A 19,531-nucleotide genomic window follows, 5' to 3' on the forward strand; every position below is an offset into this window, starting at 1 on the left:
CTGGGGGAGGAAGAGGCCGTAGATGGACCCGTATCAATGGTGGCAGGATCGGCTTACGGTGGAGTTCTTCGGACCGAGCGCGGCCGGACGGCCGGTCGTCCTCTACGTCGACAACGACAAGGCGAAGGCGCTACGCGGACCGGACGGCCCGGATCTCGTCGAAGCCGTCCAGTCGCGGCTTGACTGGTACCACCAGAACGACATCTTCGATGGTATCTTCCGTACCGTGCCGCCCTGGCGGCGGGGAACACGTGCACAGCCGCCGCCCTGCCTGCCGCTTCTCGCCGTCTGCGTGCTCGCCGGCACCCTGATGCGCCGCGAAGGTCGGGTCTGGTCCAGCAACTACTATCAGCGGCTCGTCGAATGTCTGCCCATGCCGCGCGGCACCGACCAGGAGAGCCTGCAGCGGCTGCAGACAAGCTATGAACAGATCCCCGCTCACTGGGAGATCCTCGGCGAGTGGATGCGCGAGCAGGACGGCGCGCGGGGCATCGTTACCTTTCCCGACGACGGGCGCCGTAAAGGCAACCAGTCGCGAATCGTGTTCGCGCTGTCCCAGGCCATCGTCCGGGAACGTGACCTGCCGGAGCTGGAACGTTTCTTCCGTTCACCGCTCGGGCGGTCCGCGGTGACGGCGGCGGAGCCGGTGGAACTCGTGTCGGCCCTGCGTCGCTGGGAGGGACTCGACACAAGGCGGCTCTCCCCACCGCTACAGGAAGCGCTCCTCACCGCCCGGTCAGACCAGGACAGGATTCTGGGCGGGATTCTCGTGGCGGTGGCGGGCTCATCGCACCGGCCGGCGGCTCTGGTCCAGATTCCCGGCCAGGCCGCGGCACAGGGACGACTCACACTGGTCCTGCAACCGAAGTTCGTCGACGCCGACTGGGGGAACTGGGAAGCCGGCTGGCATGCACCGATCGTCGACGGTGTCGACGGCGACGCCCTGACCGGTGCCGGTTGGAACCTCACTGTGCGCGCCGAGCCTGGTCTGACCTCCTACACCCTCACCGGCGATCCGCCTGCGGTGGAGACCGCGCTGGTCCAGGGCATGACGGCGACCGGCACCCGGCTGCGTGTCGCCCAAGGCCCCCGCAACCTGCTGGTCGCGGCTGAGGACGACGCGGCCGGCGCCTGGGTCGCTGGTGACGCGGTTGACACCGACGAACCGCTGCTGTTCGTCGTGCGAGACGATCGGCTTGGCCCCGTGGTGGACGCGGTGAGCGCCGCGGTGGGCGACGTCGACCCCGAGCCGGGCCCGTTCCCGGGTTGGCATGTGCTGCGGGACGTGTTGTTCACCGACGCCGTGGCGGCAACCGCCGTCTTCGACCGGCTCGGAATCGGCGTGGCGGTACGGTCCGCGCCGCCACTGCGCCTGGTCGGCGGGCTGCGCATCGGTCGGGACAGTGGCGAGGGCGCACGCGGATCCCGCTATCTGCTCGACGGCCCCCCCGACGTTGCGCTGCCCGCCGGGTTCGACACCGCGACTGCGGTTCTGCTCAACGGGCGACGCCTACGCCCGCCGCGGATCGGCCGCGTCATCCGGCTCCGGTCGCTTGGTCTCGCCGAGGGCACCTACACCGTGCGGGCTGGCGAATTCACCCGGCGGTTCACACTGCACCCGCCGCGACGTCCGACCACCGTCGGCGGCATCGAGGAGCTGCCGGCCGGCTCGGGCCGGTCCCTGCCGGTCCCGCACGGAGCGAAGGTGTATTTTTTCCGCGCTGATGGGCACGCCACCCCGGTCGGAGAACCGACCGCGCCCCGGTGGTGGAAACGGCGGGGCACCACCCTGCAGACGTTTAGCTACCGAGTCATCCCGCCGCGGGACGCGGTGTGGCTGGCGGCAACCGGACCGAGCACGATCGTCCACCAGTTACGTGACGACTCCCCGAAAATCGACCGCCTCACCGCCGCCGACACGCAGGCGTGGGCGCACTTCGTGCTGGCGAGCCAGGCCGGCCAGCCGCACGAAAAGGCCTGGCGTCGCTACCAGAAGGCGGTCCTCAACCATCAGAGCGTCCTCACCCACGAGGCTGGCTGGAAGACACGGTGACGTTCGATCCGGATGTTCTTCTCACCTGGTTGGCAGATCGTCGAGGCGGGTCGCTTGCCTCGCTCTACCGGACCATCGCCTGGTACGCGGACGACCGGTTCGACGCGGCGGACCTCATCCCCGCGCGCCGGCTGGTCCTGACCATGAACGAGCTGGGTGTTCTCACGATCGACTGGCATCGGCGGCAATGGGAGGCACAGCCGTCGGGGTTGGCCACACTTCCCGGTCGCGAGAGCGTCGCCCTGTTCACGGGAGTGGTCCGCGAGGAGCAGCTCGAGGCCACCACGGGAACGGGTGTACGAGTTGTCGTGCACCGCAACGACGACGGTCAGGAACGGCTCCCCGTACCGTCCACGTGGTGGCTGGTCTACGAGGACGACCGGCGACTGTCTGCGGCGGCAGCCCGTGGCGGTCTTCCTCTCGAGCCCGACGCGGCGCTCCGTCGCAGCGCGACCCTGCGCGCGGTGGAACCGGGGAAACCGGCGGAGCCGCCGGGACGCCAGGGACCACCGATGGCCCGCTGGAACCGTCGAGCGATGACCTTCCAGACGGTCGACCGTCGTCACTTCGGCGAGGGCCTCTACCGGCGGGAGACCCACGGCACAGCCAGGGAATACCTGCTCTGCCGCGGCGACCGGTGGTTCTGGACCACCCCGGCCGAAGGTCGGTATCTCGTGGGCGGCGAAACGATCCATCCACTGCGCTGGGAGCGCGACGAAGGCAAAGGCGACGGTGCGGTCGGAGTGCTGTCCGTCGACAGCAGGATGCCGCTGCCGCTCGCGCACCGGCGGATCGCCGTGCTGTGTACGGGGCTTCCGCCCGTCCACGAATCCGGCCAGACCAGGTATGACGGCGTGCCGCACCGCGTCGCCGACCGCATCGCGACCTCGCTCTCGTCGGCTCTGAAGGTGGATGCATGACCGGCGACCAGCCCGCAGGCCTTGACGTCCACGGCACGTTCGACGCGCTGCGCAACGCTTATCTGCGGTACTACGACACGCCGTTCGGTCTGGCCGACGACCGACTGACACGCGAGCGGCGGGCCCTGCTCGACCGGCCCGGCGGCGTGTACACCGAGCCGCTCATCGAGCTGCGGCCGGAATATGTGACGACCGGCTACTCGCCGGTGGAGTCGGGCCGTCGAGTCGGCGCGCCGCCGGAACTCGCCGAATTCGCTGCCTGCGGCCTGCTGCCGCCGGGCCGCAGCCTCTACACCCACCAGGAACAGGCGCTGGCGGCCGGGCTTGGACCAGACCGGAACATGGTTATCACCGCTGGTACCGGTTCCGGGAAGACGGAGTCCTTCCTGCTGCCGGTGATCGCGAGCCTGCTGGTCGAGTCGCGGGCCTGGACCGGCGGCCCGGTGCCGCTGGTGCCCTGGTGGCGGACCTCGGGGCCGTTCCAGGCTCAGCGACAGGGCGAGACCGGTCACCCGGCAGCGGTGCGTGCCCTTGTGCTCTACCCGATGAACGCTCTCGTCGACGACCAGCTGGTGCGGCTGCGGCGGGCGCTCGACAGCAACGAGGCCCGCGACTGGCTGGATCGCCACCGCGGCGGCCACCGGCTCTTCTTCGGCCGTTACACCGGCGCCACCCCCGTCACCGGCGAGCCCGGTGAAAATCGGCAGCTCTCCGAGCTGCGGGGATATCTGCGCGCCACCGAGCGACGTGCCCGGCAGGCCTGGCGCACCGACGGCGATGCCCGCCACTTCGTCCCCCGGCTCGACGGCGCCGAGATGCGTTCGCGCTGGGACATGGCGGCGGCGCCACCGGACATCCTCATCACCAACTACTCGATGCTCAACATCATGCTGGGCCGGGCGCGGGACCAGAACTTCTTCGACACCACCCGGGACTGGCTCACGCGACAACCCGAAAACCGCTTCACCCTGGTCGTCGACGAACTGCACCTCTACCGCGGCACCGCCGGCACCGAGGTCGCCTACCTGCTACGCAACCTCCGACATCGGTTGGGGATCGCCGGCCGGCCGGAGAAACTGCGGATCCTCGCCGCCTCGGCCTCGCTGGACCCGGAACGGGACCGTCGTTTCCTTTCCGAGTTCTTCGCCGTCGACGCGGACACCTTCGACTTCGTCGCCGGAACGGTGATCACGTCATCGCCCGGCACCATCAACCTCAGCGGTGCCGCCGCCGAGTTCGGCGTCGCGGCCGGTCCGGACGATCTCACCCCGCAGGACGCGTCTCAGTTGCTCGGACACACCGGCGCCCCGGCCGCACTGCGCGCCGCGTTGCAGGACCCGGACCACGGTGGGTCAGTAACCCGGACCGCATCCGATCTCGCCGCCCGGTTGTTTCCCGGGGTGGCCCTGTCGCAGGGTCGGACGGCGCTGCAGGGGCTGCTCGAGGCCCTGCGCACGGCGGGCGCCGCAGACGAGGCTGACGCGCTGCCGAAGATCCGCGCGCACCTGTTCTTCCGTAACGTCAGCGGCATCTGGGCATGCACCGACCCAGCCTGCTCCGCCGTCGATGACCCCACAGATTCGGCCGGCCCGGTCGACACGGCCCCCGTCACGGGCGGCGGGCGGGCACGCACCGTCGGCCGGCTCTACGGCCAGCCGCGGGACCGGTGTCGCTGCGGCGCTCGCGTGCTCGAACTCGTCTTCTGCCAGAGCTGCGGAGACGTCATGCTCGGCGGGTTCACTGTCGCGGCCGAGACCGAACGAGCCACCTTCCGTGGCGAGCTGTTCCCGGACGTCCCTGAACTCACCCGGCTGCCGGAGCAGGCCGCCGTTGATCGCACGGCGGCGAACTACATCGTCTACTGGCCCTCCACCCAGCCGCAGCAGGCCGACGACGATGCCTCCTGGAGGCGCGGAGAGCTGACCTTCACCTTCCGGCGTAGTGCGCTTGACCCGGCCACCGGCCGAGTGACCAATGGAGAGCACGGTTTCACCGGCTGGAGCTTCCACGTCTCGGCGAAGCGAGGATCGGGCGTCGACCGCGGCGCGATCCCGCCGTTTCCCACCCGCTGCCCGGCCTGCGGCGCCGACTGGGAGATCATGTACAGGAAGGGCGCGTCCCGAACACGTCCGCTCGCGCCCACCGACCCGCTGCGCTATCGGTCCCCGCTGCGACTGATGCGTACCGGCTTCGAAAAGATCAACCAGGTGCTCGTCACCGAGCTGGCCGGCCAGCTCGGTGAACGGGAGCGCAAGGTTCTGCTGTTCTCGGACAGCCGGCAGGACGCTGCCAAGATGGCTGCGGGCGTCGGGCTGCGCCATTACCAGGACCTGGTCCGATTGCTCCTCGTCGAGATCCTCGCGCAGGACGACAGCGCTGCGGTGGACATCGAGGCCGCTCGCCGGTGGACCCAGGGTGCAAGGACACCGGAGAACAAGGCGGCCTACGACCGCTTGAGCCAGCGTTTCGACGCCACCTTCCAGACGCTGGTCTTCGCGTGGATCAGCGGCGAGGAATCGGCGGCGGTGGAGGCCCAGCTCGTCGAGCCTCCGACGTTGCAGTCGCTGGTTCCGAAGATCCAACAGCGGCTCGTCCGCATGGGGGTGAATCCCGCCGGGCCGCAGCCGTCCCGGCACAGATACGGCGACGACGACTGGCACGAGTTCTACGACTGGTCGGGCACGGTTCCCACCGTCCGCGGGACGCTCACCGACTCGCAGCGCTCTGGTCTGGAAGGCGCGGAGACCGACCTGTTGGAAAACGTGATCGAGAACCTGCTCTCCGGTGCGGGCCGTGACTTCGAGTCGCTTGGCCTCGGTTGGCTGGACCTGCGGCTGGGAGCCCGCCCACTCACCCTCGACCCGACCGATCCCACCGCGATCGCCCGGGCCAGCATCCGCATCCTCGCAGAGCTGCGTCGCTTCGTCGGATACCGGGACGAGAGCGCCCGCCCGCCCGGACGGCTACGGGCCTTCTGGCGCGCGGTCGGCCGGGCCCACGGCCTTGACGCCGACGAGGTTGAGGCGCGGGCGGAACAGGGCTGGGACAAGGCGGTCCGCGGCTACCTCGTCGACCCGAAGGAAGTCGTGGTGCGCCGCCCGGCCCAGGCGGCCTGGACCTGTCCGGGCTGCCGCCGCCAGCATCTGCATCCAGGCAGCCTGATCTGTACACAGTGCCGAACCGGACTGCGGGAGGCGAGCAGCCCGCCCAGGGACTCCCGCGAGGACTACTACGGATGGAAGGCGTCGACCGGGCGCGGTCGCTTCCGGCTGGCCTGCGCGGAGCTGACCGGCCAGACCGGCCGCACCGAACGGCAGCGCCGCCAGGCGATCTTCCAGGACGTGTTCCTCGATGACGAGATCCCGCTGGCCGAGGGGCTCGACCTGCTCTCCGTCACGACGACGATGGAAGCCGGCGTGGACATCGGGGCGCTGACCAGCGTCGCCATGGCGAACATGCCGCCCACCCGCTACAACTACCAGCAGCGCGTCGGACGGGCCGGGCGGCGTGGCTCGCCCGTCGCCATCGCGTTGACCGTCTGCCGCGGCCGCAGCCACGACGAGCACTACTTCCAGAACCCGACGGCGATCACCAACGATCCGACACCCGCGCCGTACCTGGCGATGGGCCAACGTGAGATCTTCGAACGTTCGCTGAGCGCGACCGTTCTGCGCGAGGCGTTCCGCGAGCTCCCCGACGAGCTGAGGGTCGACGGTCGGCAGCCGAACGTCCACGGTGAGTACGGCACGGTCGGCGAATGGGTGTCGCGAAGCCAGCACATCCGGCGTTGGCTGGCGGCGAACACCGACGCCGTCGCGGCGGCCTTCCACGCTCTGTCGACCCATGCGGCCATCCCGCTGACGGTCGACGAGGCGGTCGATGGCGTCCGGCGACTGCCCGATGCGATCGACGAGGTGGCCGCGCGTCTGGTCGGCCACGAGGCGCTGAGCCAGCGGCTCGCCGAATCCGGCTGGCTGCCGATGTTCGGGTTCCCCACGCAGGTCCGACTGTTGTACCTGACCAGACCGACGAGGTCGTTCCCATGGCCGCCCGACGACGTCGTCGACCGTGATGTGTCGATCGCACTGTCCCAGTTCGCCCCTGGCAGCGAGATCGTCCGGGACGGATGGGTGCACACGGCGGTCGGCGTGACCGCCTTCCAACCGTCGTACCGCGGACCCTCGCCGCTGCCGGAACCACTCGTCCACCTGCGTCATCTCGGCCTGTGCATGGACTGCAACCATGTCGACGAGCCGGAGGACATCGATGCCGTGGCCCTCTGTCCGGCATGCGGCCGGGACGGCTATCGCGTGGTGCAGGTCCGCCAGCCGCTGGGATTCCGCGCCGACGCGGCCCGCGACTTCGACGGCGCGTTCACCTGGTCGCCACGCCGGATCGTCGCCCGCGTCACCAGCGACCTTGACCGGCTACGAGAGGAGACGACGGGGCGCAATCTCGTTGCTCTGTCCGGGCGGGGAGATCGCCACATCATCAACGACAACCTGGGACGGATGTTCACCTTCGTCCGCGCCGGCCACGACTGGGGCGGCTATCTCGAGACCTCGGTGGTCGACCATCTCGACGATCCGCGGATCCGGGTGCCCAGGGGGGAGGTCACCCGGACGGCGCTCGGTGCCGTCCTGCACACCGACCTGTTCTTCGTCGGCCCGCACACGCCCACCCCGCCGGCGGAGGGACTGCGGCTCAACCTGCGCAGGGTGGCGCCGCGGGCTGCGGCGGATCTCTCCCACGGGCTGCGGACGGCCTGGTACTCGTTGGCGTTCCTGCTGCGCAGCGCCGCCGCGGACCACCTCGACATCCAACCGCAGGAGATCACCGCCGGCATCCACTCCGCGTCCCGCGGCGACGAACAGGCTTTCTACGCCTTCCTGGCGGACACCCTGGAGAACGGAGCAGGCTTCAGCTCCCACCTGGGTGAGGCGGACGAGCTCGGCCGATTCCTCGACACTGTGCAGCGATACCTGGCCGGCATGGAAGGCGCCGGCCACGCGGACGACTGCATGTCGTCGTGCTATCAGTGCCTGCGGGACTACACGAACATGGCCTACCATCCGCTCCTCGACTGGCGAATCGCCCGCGACCTTCTCGGCGTGCTCCGCCACGGCCTGCTCACCCCGGGGCCAGACCGCGAGGAACGCGCGCTCGCCGGCTGGCTGAAGGCCCAACCGGCCATGCGGGAGGTCGCCACACCAACACCGTCCTGCCTGGTCGCGAGCGGGCCACGACGGGCGGCCCTGGTGGTCAAACACCCGCTGGAGGCGTTCGACCAGGCAGTGGCCAGCCCCCGCATCGCGAAGACCCTCGACGCGCTCGCCGCCGAGGGCATCGAGGCGGACCGTGTCGTCATCGCCGACTTCCACACCATGGAAGCAAGCCCGATGCTGGTCAAGGAGGCCCTCGTAGCCGTTCTCGCACCCGGACGTCCATAGTCGGGTGAGCTCCAGGTCAGAGACCGTGTTGATCTCATTAGGTTGTGCCCGAGGGGACGCGAGCCACTACCCCGCCACCCGAGCCGTCGCGTCGGGTGAACGCACTGGTGTGGGGGCCTGGAGGGGCAGAAGGAATCGGTGAGCGGATGACGCGTTGCGGTCAGTCCCGGATGGGCTGGAGGAACCCCAGTCGGTTCGCCAGCCCGTCCAGATCCTCGACGAGGACGCCGGGGTGGGCCTCGCGCGCCGGCCGGAAGTCTCCTCGACACCGAGGTGGATCTCCAGTCGGTCCGCGCGTAGCCACAGCCCGCCGCGCGTTGCCAGCACCGGCGGCTTCTGGCTCTCGGTCATGCCCAGCACGTCGACGTAGAACCTGCGGCAGAGTTCCTCGCTGCCGGGTGGGATCGCCAGCTGGACGTGGTGTGGGCCCAGGCCGTGCGGGGAGGTGGCGTCGATCGTGTCGTAGGGCAGTGCGGGACGGTGAACCCTGGGTCGCTGTCCTCTCGGGTGTCACGGCGGCCATCAGCCGGCCGCCCGGTCGAGTCGCGCGCAGACGAAAGGTGCTCTCGACAACGAGTCTGTCGGATCACCGGTCGGGCATTTTGCCCATAATGTTGGGGGACTAATGCCCCGTTCTGATAGACGCCTTGCAGGCGCGGATTCGTTCGTGATATGAATATCCGGTCAATTGAGGACTATGTGACTGGCCTTCGGAAGGATTTAATAAGAATGCGTCGGAATCGGATGTGCGTAGTTATTTTCGGAACGCTTCTCGCGTGTGGAGGTATGCTGCCTCTCGCGGGTGCGGCGGTTGCCCAGGCTCCGGATGGCAACATCGGTGACTTGGCCCACCAGAATCAGCAGCTCAACGCGAATCTGATCTCCCAGAATGAGACCTACCAAAATATCTACTACAACACCCGGGGGATGGCGCCGATCCGTTCCTGGTAAATGTTCGTCGCCATGTGTGGCATCAATGTGGGGCGGATTCCAACGGTCGGTGCACCGACGGTCCAAATTCTTTCAGATTGTGGGTCTCGGCGTAGGCCTCGTCGGGGTTTTCCAGTCGAGGAATTTCCGGGGTCTGCCGTTGAGTTCGGCGGCGATGGCGTCGAGTGAGCCGACACCACAGCTCGGCCAGTGTTGTCCGGGGCAGACCGAGGACCGTCGACAGCTCGACGTGGATCAGCTGTTCGCTGTGGGGTCAGTGACGGGTCCCACGGCGTTCTCGACGGGCAGGGCGCCGAGGTCCTGCGTTTCGCCCTTCATCGCATGTTCGTGTTGACGTGGCTCTCTGTGGTCGGGGACAATCGACTCTCGTTGATCATCCAGAGGATCTGAGGGACCTGGCCCGGTGACGGTCCGGCAACCTGTCCAGCGCGGGCAAGGTGCCAACGCCAGGAACGATGAGGAAACTCCGATGAGTGTTCAGCTCGATGTTCCTGTTCTCGCTGGTTCCCTGGTGCGGCTGGAGCCGTTGACGATGGAGCACGCGGTCGACCTGGCCGCGGCCGTCGAGGAGGACCGGGAGACCTACGGGTTCACGCTGGTTCCCCGTGGGAGCCAGACGCGGGGGTATGCGGCGGCGCTGTTGGCCAGGCCTGGGCTGACGCCGTTCGCCCAGGTCCGGGTGCGTGGCGGGAAAGCCGTGGGGTGCACCGGATTCCTGGATCCGCGGCCCTGGCCGGATCGGCCGGCCCTGCGAGCCGTCGAAATCGGCTCCACCTGGCTCGCGGCGTCCGCGCAGGGCAGCGGCATCAACGCCGAGGCGAAGCTTCTGCTGCTGGGGTATGCGTTCGAGACCCTGGGGGTCGCACGGGTCGATCTGAACACCGACGCCCGCAACCACCGGTGCCGGCGGGCGCTGACACGACTGGGTATCAGCTTCGAGGGCGTCCTTCGTAACTGGTCGATGTCCTGGGCGCCGGGGGAGGAGGGGACGGTGCGGGACTCGGCGATGTTCGCGGTGGTCGCTTCCGAATGGCCGGCTGTCCGACGAGCCCTCATGACCCGTCTGGCCTCGGCGGGCATGGCCGCAGGAGTGTCTGGCCCGCCGGCGTCGTGATCGACTCGATCCTTTGGTCTGCCTTGGGAAGGTCTTCTGTCAGATCCGGATCGGGTTGGCGGGCTGACCCGATCCGGGGTCGGTGGCCGCTCTGCCCGCCAAGATACTATGCACTACCTGTCTCATCCCATCTTGGCGGACAGGGCCCGGTGGGATGGGCACTGTGGCAGACAGGTGGTTCGCAGCGCCGGGTGCCCGCGTTCGGCGAGGGTCGCAACGATGATCTTTACCCGGACGACCTCGACGTGCCCGCCGCTACCTTCGCCGTGGCGCCGGGCCTACGCCAGCGCATCGCCCGCCGTTCTGGCCGAGCTCGACCTCGGCTGCCCAGGCTGACCAGGTGACGTAGACGCCGGCCGGGCGACCGAGGTCCGGCCAGGTGTGCCCCGGGGCGTACTCACGGCGCCCCCCAGGCGGTGTTGCGCAGGGTGAGGTTGTTGGCGTCGATGGCGTCGGTCGCGGTGGTGCCGGAGCCGTCGCGCAGTGGCCAGTAGGCGCCGAGGCCGTGCGGGATGAGGTCGCCCAGGCGTGGGCGCAGGTCCTGGCCGATGGTCGCGCTGATCTCCTCGGGTGGGCGCGGGCCCCTCCACACGCGGATCTCGCGCAGGTAGCCGCGGAAGTGGTCCTCGCCCGAGCGGCCGACCTCGTAGACGTCGAAACCGGGGTAGGTGGCGCTGTAGTAGCCGCGGGTGACCTCCTGGCCGTCGACGTGGAGGATGGTCGGGCCGCTGTAGGGCTGGGTCACCGCGAGGTGGGTCCACGTGCCGGTCGCGATCGGCTCCGGGGCGGCGATGACCTGGAAGCGTGGGTTGGACGGCACCCCGCTGTCCCAGGTGTAGCAGGTCATCCCGAAGGCGGCGTGGCCGTCGCGCAGGAACAGCAGGAGCGACGGGCCGTCCGCGAGGTACGGGCTGCCGTCGGCCTGGGCGACGCGCAGGATCGGGCGCTCGCCGGTCAGGTCGCCGACGTGGACCTCCGCCTCGAGGGTGAAGCCGTCGTTCATCAGGTTGTACAGGGTGTTCACCCCGATGTCGGGGCGGCGGGAGTCGCGGGTCCGGTAGCGCACCGAGCCCCAGCCCTCGCCGGGAAGCTCCAGGAACGGCTGGCCGCCCGCGACGGCGCCGGTGAGCTCCGTCCATGGTCCGGGCAGGAGGTCGCCGCGCGCGTTCTCCGCGCGGACACGCACCCGCGGATCCGTCTGCGATGTCGGCGTGGTCGTGGGCGTCGGCGCGAGGAGTGTCACCGACGTCGACGGGGTGACGAGCCTCGCCGGGGACGGCCCGGCGCCGTGCAGCTCGACCCGGTACAGGTCCGCGCCGGCCACCGGCTCCCAGCTCGCCGTGATCGAGTCCCCGAACCGGGTTACCGCGGTGAGGGGCGGCGGACCGCCGAGGCGGGTGATCCGGGCGTACTCGCTCCACGGCTCCCGCTGCGACTCGGCGGTCCCGTCCGGCTCGTTCCAGCGGTTGGCCCGCAGGCGCAGGCTGTACTCGCCGGCGGGCCACCTGTCGGCGACGTCCGGCGGCGGGAACTCCAGCGCGAGGGCGTCACCGGTGGCCTCGGTGGCGATCATGACGGTGCCGTCCGGGTCGGTGAGTTCCGCCTCGTACGAAGGGCCCTGCGGGTCGGCGGGCTGCCAGTTCGCCGTGATCCGGCTGCCGTCGTACCCGAGGTAGGTCAGCGACGCCGGGGTGTGCGCGGCGCGGCGGACCCTGATGGTTTCCGACGGTGGGCCGAACGAGCGTCCCACCCGGGCCTGGACGCACACCGCGTACGTCGCCCCGACCGTGAGATCGGTCAGCGGGCCGGCGCCCGGCTCGGCCGCCGCGGGAACGTCGTGGGACAGCGGCGGCTGGTTCTCGGCGTCGGTGTCGGTGAGGGTGAGCCGGTAGCCGTCGACCTCGGCGCTCACCGGCGTCCACCAGATCCGCACCCCGCTGGGCAGGTCGTCGGCGAAGGCGTAGCCGACCCCGGGCAGCAGACGCACCGTCAGCCAGGCCGCGGCGAGCGGGTCGAAGGCGCCGGGGTCGCTCCACGGGCCGGCGCAGACGTCGTTGCGGGCGCGCATCCGCGCGCCGCCCCGCTGGCCGTCCTCGAACGTGGCGCTCAGATGGGCGGTGGGCGGCCGGTCGTTGTCGGGGCCGGGGAGCTGGTCGACGTAGCCGTCGACCCACTGCGGCCAGGGCGCCCCGTCGCCGTCGACGAGCGACGCGTCGTAGTCCGTGGCGCCCGCGACCGACGTGGCGACCACAACGACGGCCGAGCGGTCGAAGCGCACCTCGCTGATCGTCGGGGCGTCGAGGGTGGGCAGCGTGAGGTCGCGCGGCTCGCCCCAGACCAGCCGGCCGTCGGCGGCGCGGGAACCGACCCGGGCGCGCACCGCGCCGCCCGGGGTGAACCCCGGGTCGGTGAACGTCGCGTCGCCGCGGCGTTCCCGGTCGAGCACCGTCGCCGCGTCGAGAACCAGCGGCGCCGCCGCGTCCGTGCCCGCGGCGGCGGTGCCGGCGGCGAGCAGCTCGAGGCGGTAGCCGCCGTCGGGATACCGCGGCGCGTCGGGCCAGGACAGGACGACGGCGTGCTCCGCCACGTCGAGGAAGAGCCGCAGGTCCGCCGGCGCCTGCGCGTCGAACAGGGTGACGGTCGTGGTGATCGGCGCGACGGGGTAGGCGGTGCCGGTGGCGGTGACCGTGATCTCGATGGGTGTCTCGGCTGCCAGCCCGTCCGGCGTCGACCACGCGGCCGGCCCGTCTCCCGGCAGCGTCACGACGATCGGCGTCATGAGGATCGGCATCGTGACCTGCGGTGCGGTGTCGTCGCCGCGCGCGTCCGGTTCGCCGGACTCCTCGTCGCCCGCGCCGGCCGGCGCCGTGGGGACGGGCCGGGCAGCGGGGGTGAGGGAGATCCGCCAGCCGCCGGGTGCCGTCGCACCCGAGTGCCACCACAGCGACAGCCCGGCGCCGACCTGCTCGACGCCGAGGTCGCGCAGGTCGTAGGAGGGCATCAGGTAGGTCGTCTCGGCGACGGCGCCGACATAGCGGTCGAACGGGTTCGTGGGCTTGGGGATGGAGGCGGTCACCCGCAGTGTCACGCGCCGGCCGGGGCCGAGACGGGCGTCGGTGACCTCGATCGAGGTGGCGTTCTGCCCTTGGGGACGGGACAGGACGGTGACGCGGTGCGCGCCGTCGCCGTCGCTGACGACGAGTTCCGGTTCGTAGCTCACCTGGTCACCGGGGACGTCGGGCCAGCTGGCCCGCAGGGTGCTCGCGGCGGTCGCGGTCAGGCTCACCTCGGTGATGCGCAGCTTGGCGCGGACCGCGGCGGCGGCCTGCGCGGCCAGGGCCTGCGCCCGTTCCCGTTTGTGTCGCGCGTCGCGCTCCTCGTCGGACTCGGCGCCGAAGAAGCGGGTGATGGCGGACAGCAGCGACCCGAAGAAACCGACCGCGACGGCGACGGAGGCGAACACCAGCTCCGCCGAGGTGGCCGCCGCCTGCGCGGTCGCCGCCTCGGCGGTCCGCGCGGTCAGCTGCGCCGCGCGGGCCAGCTCCGCCTCGCCGGAGTTCGGGTCGTCGGGGTTCTCGGCGCGGCGTTCGCTGTACTGCCGGCGCAGCGCGGGGTCGTCGGCGCCACGGCAGATCAGCGCGCCGATGGCCTTGCTCGACAGATGTTCGAGCGCGATCGCGCCGGTCAGCTCGACGAGCGCGGCGGGATCGTCGAGGATCGCGTGGACGATTCCCGCCACCCCGCCGAGCACGGTGTCGACGATCATGGCGGCGAGATCGCCAAGGTCAGCGGACGCCGGCGCCTCGATCGTCGTCGAGATCGTCAGCGGGTCCATGCCCGGGTTGAGCAGGACCGGGCCGGCCGGCGTCCGGACGGACACGTCGTAGTACACGTCGACGTCGAGGCGCGCGCGGGCGCGTTCGCGCGGCCCCGCCGGCTCCTCGCCTGACGCAGCGCCTGACGCGGTGGCCGACGCGGCGGGGACCGGCGAGAGGCGGATGTTGGTGCGGCACTGGCCGGTGACGATGTCCGGGCCGATCCCGAGCGCGCCGAGGGCGCCGCACGGGTCACCGGAGCCGATGCTCTCCAGCAGCCCGACCAGGTCGATGTCGGGCAGCGTCGGCAGCGCCGGCCAGTCCGTGACCCGGAACCCGCCCGCCTCGGTCCACTCCACGGCCAGGGTGAACGTCGAACCCAGCGGGGTCGACGTCCCGTCGTAGGTGATCTGGCCGGCGTAGACGGCCGCCCGGGTCGCCGTCGCCGCGGTGTAGCTGAGCCGGCCGTCCCGCAGACGCAGGCCGAACAGGTCCAGGCCGAAGCCGAGGGAGAGGATCGTCGGCGCGGTGCGGCGCATCTCGACGGCGGCCCGCGGGCCCGCGAGCCCGGTCGGCCCCAGAAGCGTCGCGAACCCGAGCTCCAGCGGGTCGCCCAGGCCGATGCTCCCCGTCAGACCCGTGCCTTCGGTCAGCTCGGCGGCCAGCGCGAAGTCGACGCCGAGGACCTCCACCGTCGCCGCGAGCCGCGTTCCCGGCCGTGCCGGCGTCCCGTCCGGACCGGGTGGCGCGCCCGCCGGGACGTGGACGAGCTCGCCGTCGCGCAGGATCAGATCCGGCAGCCCGGTGGAACTCCAGTCGCCGGCGCCGACACACTGGCTGAGCACCTCGCCGAGGCCGACGGACCCGGCGAGGCCGACCCGGGCCAGCGCGGCGACACCGTCGCGGAAACGCACCTCACCGGTCAGCTCGGCGACCGAGCCGACGGTGACCGCGCCGACGAGGGCGAACCGGGTCAGCCGCCGCGCCGGCGCGGTGCCCGCGGGGCTGCCCACCGGCGCCGGCTGGCTCGTCCATTCCAACTGGAGCGCGACCGAACGCAGTGCGATGCCGGGCATGCCCAGCGGCCGGCGCAGCGGCGCGGTCGCGCTCAGCGCGGCGCTGGCCCGCGTCGCGCTGACGACGAACGCGCCGGTGAGGTCGAGCAGGACGGTGCCGGGGTGGCCCGGGGTCGCCTCGCCGGGCACCGAGACGCTGCCCGCGCAGGTCACGTTCACCGGTGCGCCGTCGCGGGCGACATAGCTCAACCGCGTCCGCGCGACGGTGACCGTGCGCAGCAGGACGAACTCGCCGAGGTCGGCGGTCAGGACGGTGGCCGCCGGGTCGAGCGGGTCGACGGTGGCGTGCACGATCACCGCCGTGTCCGCCCGCGTCTCCAGGACGACGGTGAGCATCTCCCACACGTCCCCGCCGCCGCGCAGCACGAGCTCGCCGTCGACGTTCAACCCCCGTCCCCGGACCTGCGCGACGGGCACCGCCGGGATCGCCACCGGCGTTGGCAGCGCGGCGGCGGCCGCTCGCAGCCGGGCGACACTCGCGTAGGGACCCGGCGCGTCCGCACCGCCCACGGGCAGCGCGAACGAGGACACCGAGACGCTGGCGTGGCGGATCCCGACAAACGTGTCGATCGCCGCGAACGCCGCGCGCAGTGTCGCGGCCGGGCCGCCGGCGCCGTCGGGGACGAGATGGGCGAACCGGAAGCCGTCGGCGAGGTCGAGCACGAAGGTGACGCCGAAACCCGCCGCCGGCAGCGGCGACCCGGTCCGCTCATCCCCGCCGGGGGAAGTGCCGGCCTCGGCCGGCAGGCGCTGGACGATCAGTGCGGCGGTGCCGAGGCGGTTCGCCTGGCCGAAGACCATCAGCGCCTCGGCGGTGAGGTCGAGCAGGACACCGCCCGCCGCGCCGAGACCCGGCACGGTGAACCCGGCGGGCACGGGGATGGCGGACCAGGCGCCCGCGCCGGCGAAACCGTCGGAGACGGCGGCGACCTCGAGACCGCGGGCGTCGGCGGAACTGAGGACGCCGAGCAGGGCGGTGCCGTCCGGGCCGATCGTCGCGACCGCGTCCAGGGTGGGCAGCGGCGCGAGTGCCAGCGAGCCGGCGACGGTCAGCGTGGTGGCGCGCCGTCCGGAGCTGTCCGCGGCCGCGACCGCCAGCGCCATCGACAGGTTCGCCATGCTCCCGGTCGTGCCGGCGAACGACGGCCCCCAGGTCGCCTTCGTCGCCAGCGACGCGGTGGTCGCGAGCGTCGCGGGCACGACGCGGACCGAGGCACCCGTCAGAGCGATCTGGGGGAAGCCGCCCGGCAGCGACAGCGGACCCGCCGCCGCGGTGAGCAGATCCGTCATCATGATCTGTTCGCCGTCCGCCAACGCCAGACTCACCTGCCAGGCATCGGCGGAGCTCCCACCCACGCCGTCGCCGTCGCCCTCGGTGTCGGTGGGCTCGGCCGCGGCGTCGTTGACGGCGGAGATCCAGAACAGTGCGCCGCCGAGCAGCAGCTCCCCGTCGAGCGCGACGCGCACTGTCGTCGGGGCAGGCACTGTCGTCGGGGGAGGCACTGTCGTCGCGGGAGGCACTGTCGTCGCGGGAGGCACTGTCGTCGCGGGAGGCACAGTCGTCGCGGGAGGCACAGTGGACGCCGGGGCCGCGGAGCCGGACGGCGGGGGAGCCGGGCGCTCGACGTCGAGGGACAGGGACAGCTCGGGCAGCTCCAGGCGATCCTCGAGGAGCACCCAGGTGTCGGCGAGTTCGACCTCGCTGTGGACCGCCACGGCCCGCCGCGCGCTCAGGCTGTACACGATGTCGAGGCGTGACAGGCCCAGATCGGCGACCGGCGACAGACCCGGCGGCAGGGCGGCGGCGAAGGCGGCACCGTCCAGGCCGACCAGCGTCAGCAGCTCGGGCGTGCCGATCGGGTCGGAGGCGACCAGGCTGATCAGGCACTCGTCGGAGCCCGGTTCCCGCGCGAGGTCGACGGTGACGGCGCACTCCGCGACGGTCGTGCCGACGATGGCACGCCCGCCGATCGCGCGCCTGGCCTCGTCCAGTGGACGCGTCGCGACCAGCTCGACGCTCAGCGACTCGAGGCTGAGGCCGGGCAGGTAGGGCAGCGACCAGCTGACGTCGTCGGGGATGCTCAATGCGACCGAGACTCGTTCCAGCGTGCCGGCCGCCGGATCCACGGTCAGGGCGAGCTGGTCGACGGTGACGCCACCGATGGTGGTGATCCCCGGCGGCAGGTAGGAGCTGAGATCGTCCACGCCGAGCAGATGGGCGAGGCCGTCGCCGAGCTCACCGAAGGTGGGCAGGTCGACGCCGGGCCGGCAGGACAGCTCGAGCGGGCCGCCGCCGACGGGCACCTCGACGTCGATCGCCAGCCCGAACAGGGTGAGCGTCCCGTTCAGCGAACCGATCGTCGACCAGCCGGTGACCGCGCCGTCGATGTCGGTGCGCGGCTCCAGGCGCAGCCGGGCGCCGAGGGCGTCGACGCTGAGCACATCCGCGACCAGGACCCAGGGACGGGCCGTGGCGATCTCGAACGACGCCGACAGCGGGTCGCGTGCGGCGTTCGGCGCGAGCTCGGTCTCCAGCGCGGTCAGCCGGAAGGCCCCGGGCAACCCCGGCGGCAGCACGACGGCGACGCCGACACCGGTCACGGCGAGCAGGTCACCGGCCAGGTCGGCGAGGTCCGCGCCGACGGGATCCGCGCCGCGCACCCGCCAGGGCAGGCCGCCGCCGGGCAGGTCGATCGTGACCGGCAGCCCACCGCCGGCCCCCGCGGTGGCGGGGTCGGTGGCGGGCGGGGCGAGCAGCGCCGTGATCTCGGCTTCGGCGTAGCCGACGTCGGATCCGGCGCCCGGGACGAGCAGCATCCGCAGCTGGCCGGCGCGCAGCGGCAGCGGATCGGTGAGCAGTCCCGCCCGCGGCGGCAGGGGCGCGGTCGCGACGATGTTCCCGCGTTCCGGCTCGGTCCTCAGGGTGAGTGCCGCCAGGGTGAGTTCCGGCAGCGCGTCGACGTCGACCTCGGCGCCCAGCCAGCCGCGCGCGCCGAGAGCGCGCAACGTCGTCGGACCGGTCGCGACCGAGGAGGTGACCGTGAGGCCACCGGAGCCGTCCGGGCGGATCGTCGCCGTGACACTGCCGTCCCCGCCGAACACCCGAGCTGGCCCGATCACCGTCACCTCGCCGGCGGTGACGGTGATCGTCGCCGTCGCGAGCGTCAGCCCGTCGGCACTCAGCCCAGCCAGGTCCGCCAGCGTCTCGATGATCAAGATTTCGCCTTCGTCATGACCGGCAGGCCGGTGTATCCGGAGTAGGGGAGTTGCTGGGTGACGCGCAGCCGCCCGCGCAGCGTGCCGGTGAAGGTGTCGCAGAACAGTCTGTCGAGCTGGCCCTGCACGATCGGGTCCGGAAGGTCGGCCGCGTACAGGCGGTCCTCGAACACCGTCATCCAGACCGACCAGAAACCCAGCGTCGTCGCGATCGCCTTGATCTGTTCCGCCAGCAGCTGGGGGAAACGCTGGTCGAACCCTCCGGTCGCGGCCCCGGCCTGGATGTACCGGTCGGCCAGCGTGACGGCGGTGTCCCAGGTGTTCGTGCGGTTGCGGACCCGGCGGTCACTGGAGCGCCTGTCGTTCTCGGCGGGAACGTTGTTGAGGCCGAACAGGGCGATCGTCGCCGCGGCCCTGGTCGCAAGCGTCCCCGCGACGGGCTCGACCAGCACCAGGCCGTTCACCCTGCGGTACCGGAACGCGGTCGACGTGTCGATCCGCATGTCGCACGGCCACAGGAAATCGCCCAGGTTGATCGACGTTCCCTTGACAGCCTTACGGGAGTTGCAGTTCGTGCAGGCGAGCAACAGGTTGTTCCAGGCGTTCTCGAACTGCGGCTCGAAGCCCTTGCCGGCCAGGTGCTCGATCGCCGCGTTGCCGCACAGGGCGACCTCACAGTAGGAGCAGTACTCACCCAGGCGTTCCAGCAGCGCGCCGCCGTAGGCGTGGTAGTCGTAGACGACGGTGGACGCGCTGCGGCTGGCCCGGCCGTACAGCGACAGGATCGACGGCGCGGCGTTGCGGAAGACGGGACGCATCGGAGTCCTCGGGTGGGGGAGACGGGTGAGGGTCGCGCGTCCCGCGGACGGCGCGTGAGGACGGCGCGTGGGGACGGGCCGCGGGGACGGCGTGCGGGGACGGGCGGCGAGGACGGGC

Annotated in this window: 7 protein-coding genes, 1 pseudogene and 1 riboswitch; of the genes and pseudogenes, 5 read left to right on the plus strand and 3 right to left on the minus strand. The window is 71.5% G+C overall.

Going from position 1 to position 19,531, the window contains the following annotated elements; genetic code table 11:
* Nucleotides 1–22: 22 nt before the first annotated feature.
* From MXD61_RS10475 to MXD61_RS10485, 3 genes are read left to right on the plus strand one after another with little or no spacing between them, the layout of a single operon-like run.
* On the plus strand, nt 23–2,053 hold the full coding sequence (locus MXD61_RS10475; RefSeq protein WP_248812639.1) for a hypothetical protein: 2,031 nt from the start codon (nt 23–25) through the stop codon (nt 2,051–2,053).
* Nucleotides 2,050–2,973, plus strand: a complete 924-nt coding sequence (locus MXD61_RS10480) for a hypothetical protein (protein ID WP_248812640.1) — start codon at nt 2,050–2,052, stop codon at nt 2,971–2,973. The genes MXD61_RS10475 and MXD61_RS10480 overlap by 4 nt, the downstream gene beginning before the upstream one ends.
* Nucleotides 2,970–8,423: a DEAD/DEAH box helicase gene (locus tag MXD61_RS10485; protein WP_248812641.1), complete on the plus strand. Its 5,454-nt coding sequence runs from the start codon at nt 2,970–2,972 to the stop codon at nt 8,421–8,423. Before MXD61_RS10480 ends, MXD61_RS10485 begins: the two co-directional genes overlap by 4 nt.
* Nucleotides 8,424–8,607: 184 nt before the next feature.
* On the opposite strand, the pseudogene MXD61_RS28810 reads toward MXD61_RS10485, so the two are convergent.
* A pseudogene (locus tag MXD61_RS28810) lies at nt 8,608–8,879 on the minus strand (glyoxalase); the annotation flags it as partial.
* Nucleotides 8,880–9,744: 865 nt separating this feature from the next.
* Nucleotides 9,745–9,836: riboswitch (SAM riboswitch) on the plus strand.
* 7 nt (nt 9,837–9,843) lie between these two features.
* Here MXD61_RS28810 and MXD61_RS10490 point away from each other — a divergent pair.
* Together MXD61_RS10490 and MXD61_RS10495 are read left to right on the plus strand one after the other, a co-directional pair.
* The gene (locus tag MXD61_RS10490; RefSeq protein WP_248812642.1) at nt 9,844–10,488 is read left to right on the plus strand and encodes a GNAT family N-acetyltransferase; all 645 of its coding nucleotides are present in this window, start codon (nt 9,844–9,846) and stop codon (nt 10,486–10,488) included.
* A gap of 149 nt (nt 10,489–10,637) precedes the next feature.
* Nucleotides 10,638–10,832 carry a hypothetical protein gene (locus MXD61_RS10495; RefSeq protein WP_248812643.1) on the plus strand — a complete coding sequence of 65 codons (195 nt, stop codon included), beginning with the start codon at nt 10,638–10,640 and terminating at the stop codon, nt 10,830–10,832.
* A gap of 53 nt (nt 10,833–10,885) precedes the next feature.
* Here MXD61_RS10495 and MXD61_RS10500 read toward each other — a convergent pair whose 3' ends face one another.
* Together MXD61_RS10500 and MXD61_RS10505 are read right to left on the minus strand one after the other, a co-directional pair.
* A complete protein-coding gene (locus MXD61_RS10500) occupies nt 10,886–18,595 on the minus strand; it encodes a LamG-like jellyroll fold domain-containing protein (RefSeq protein ID WP_248812644.1) in 7,710 nt (2,569 codons plus the stop codon).
* Nucleotides 18,592–19,413, minus strand: coding sequence for a hypothetical protein (locus tag MXD61_RS10505; RefSeq protein WP_248812645.1), 822 nt, complete (start codon nt 19,411–19,413; stop codon nt 18,592–18,594). Before MXD61_RS10505 ends, MXD61_RS10500 begins: the two co-directional genes overlap by 4 nt.
* Nucleotides 19,414–19,531: the final 118 nt, after the last annotated feature.

Source organism: Frankia sp. AgPm24 (assembly GCF_023243055.1).
GTDB classification, from domain to species: domain Bacteria; phylum Actinomycetota; class Actinomycetes; order Frankiales; family Frankiaceae; genus Frankia; species Frankia umida.

Excerpts from the sequence above, each read along its gene's own strand:
- MXD61_RS10475 (WP_248812639.1), top strand. The coding sequence starts at position 23 with ATGGACCCGTATCAATGGTGGCAGGATCGGCTTACGGTGGAGTTCTTC.
- MXD61_RS10485 (WP_248812641.1), top strand. The coding sequence starts at position 2,970 with ATGACCGGCGACCAGCCCGCAGGCCTTGACGTCCACGGCACGTTCGAC.
- MXD61_RS10490 (WP_248812642.1), top strand. The coding sequence starts at position 9,844 with ATGAGTGTTCAGCTCGATGTTCCTGTTCTCGCTGGTTCCCTGGTGCGG.
- MXD61_RS10505 (WP_248812645.1), bottom strand. The coding sequence starts at position 19,413 with ATGCGTCCCGTCTTCCGCAACGCCGCGCCGTCGATCCTGTCGCTGTAC.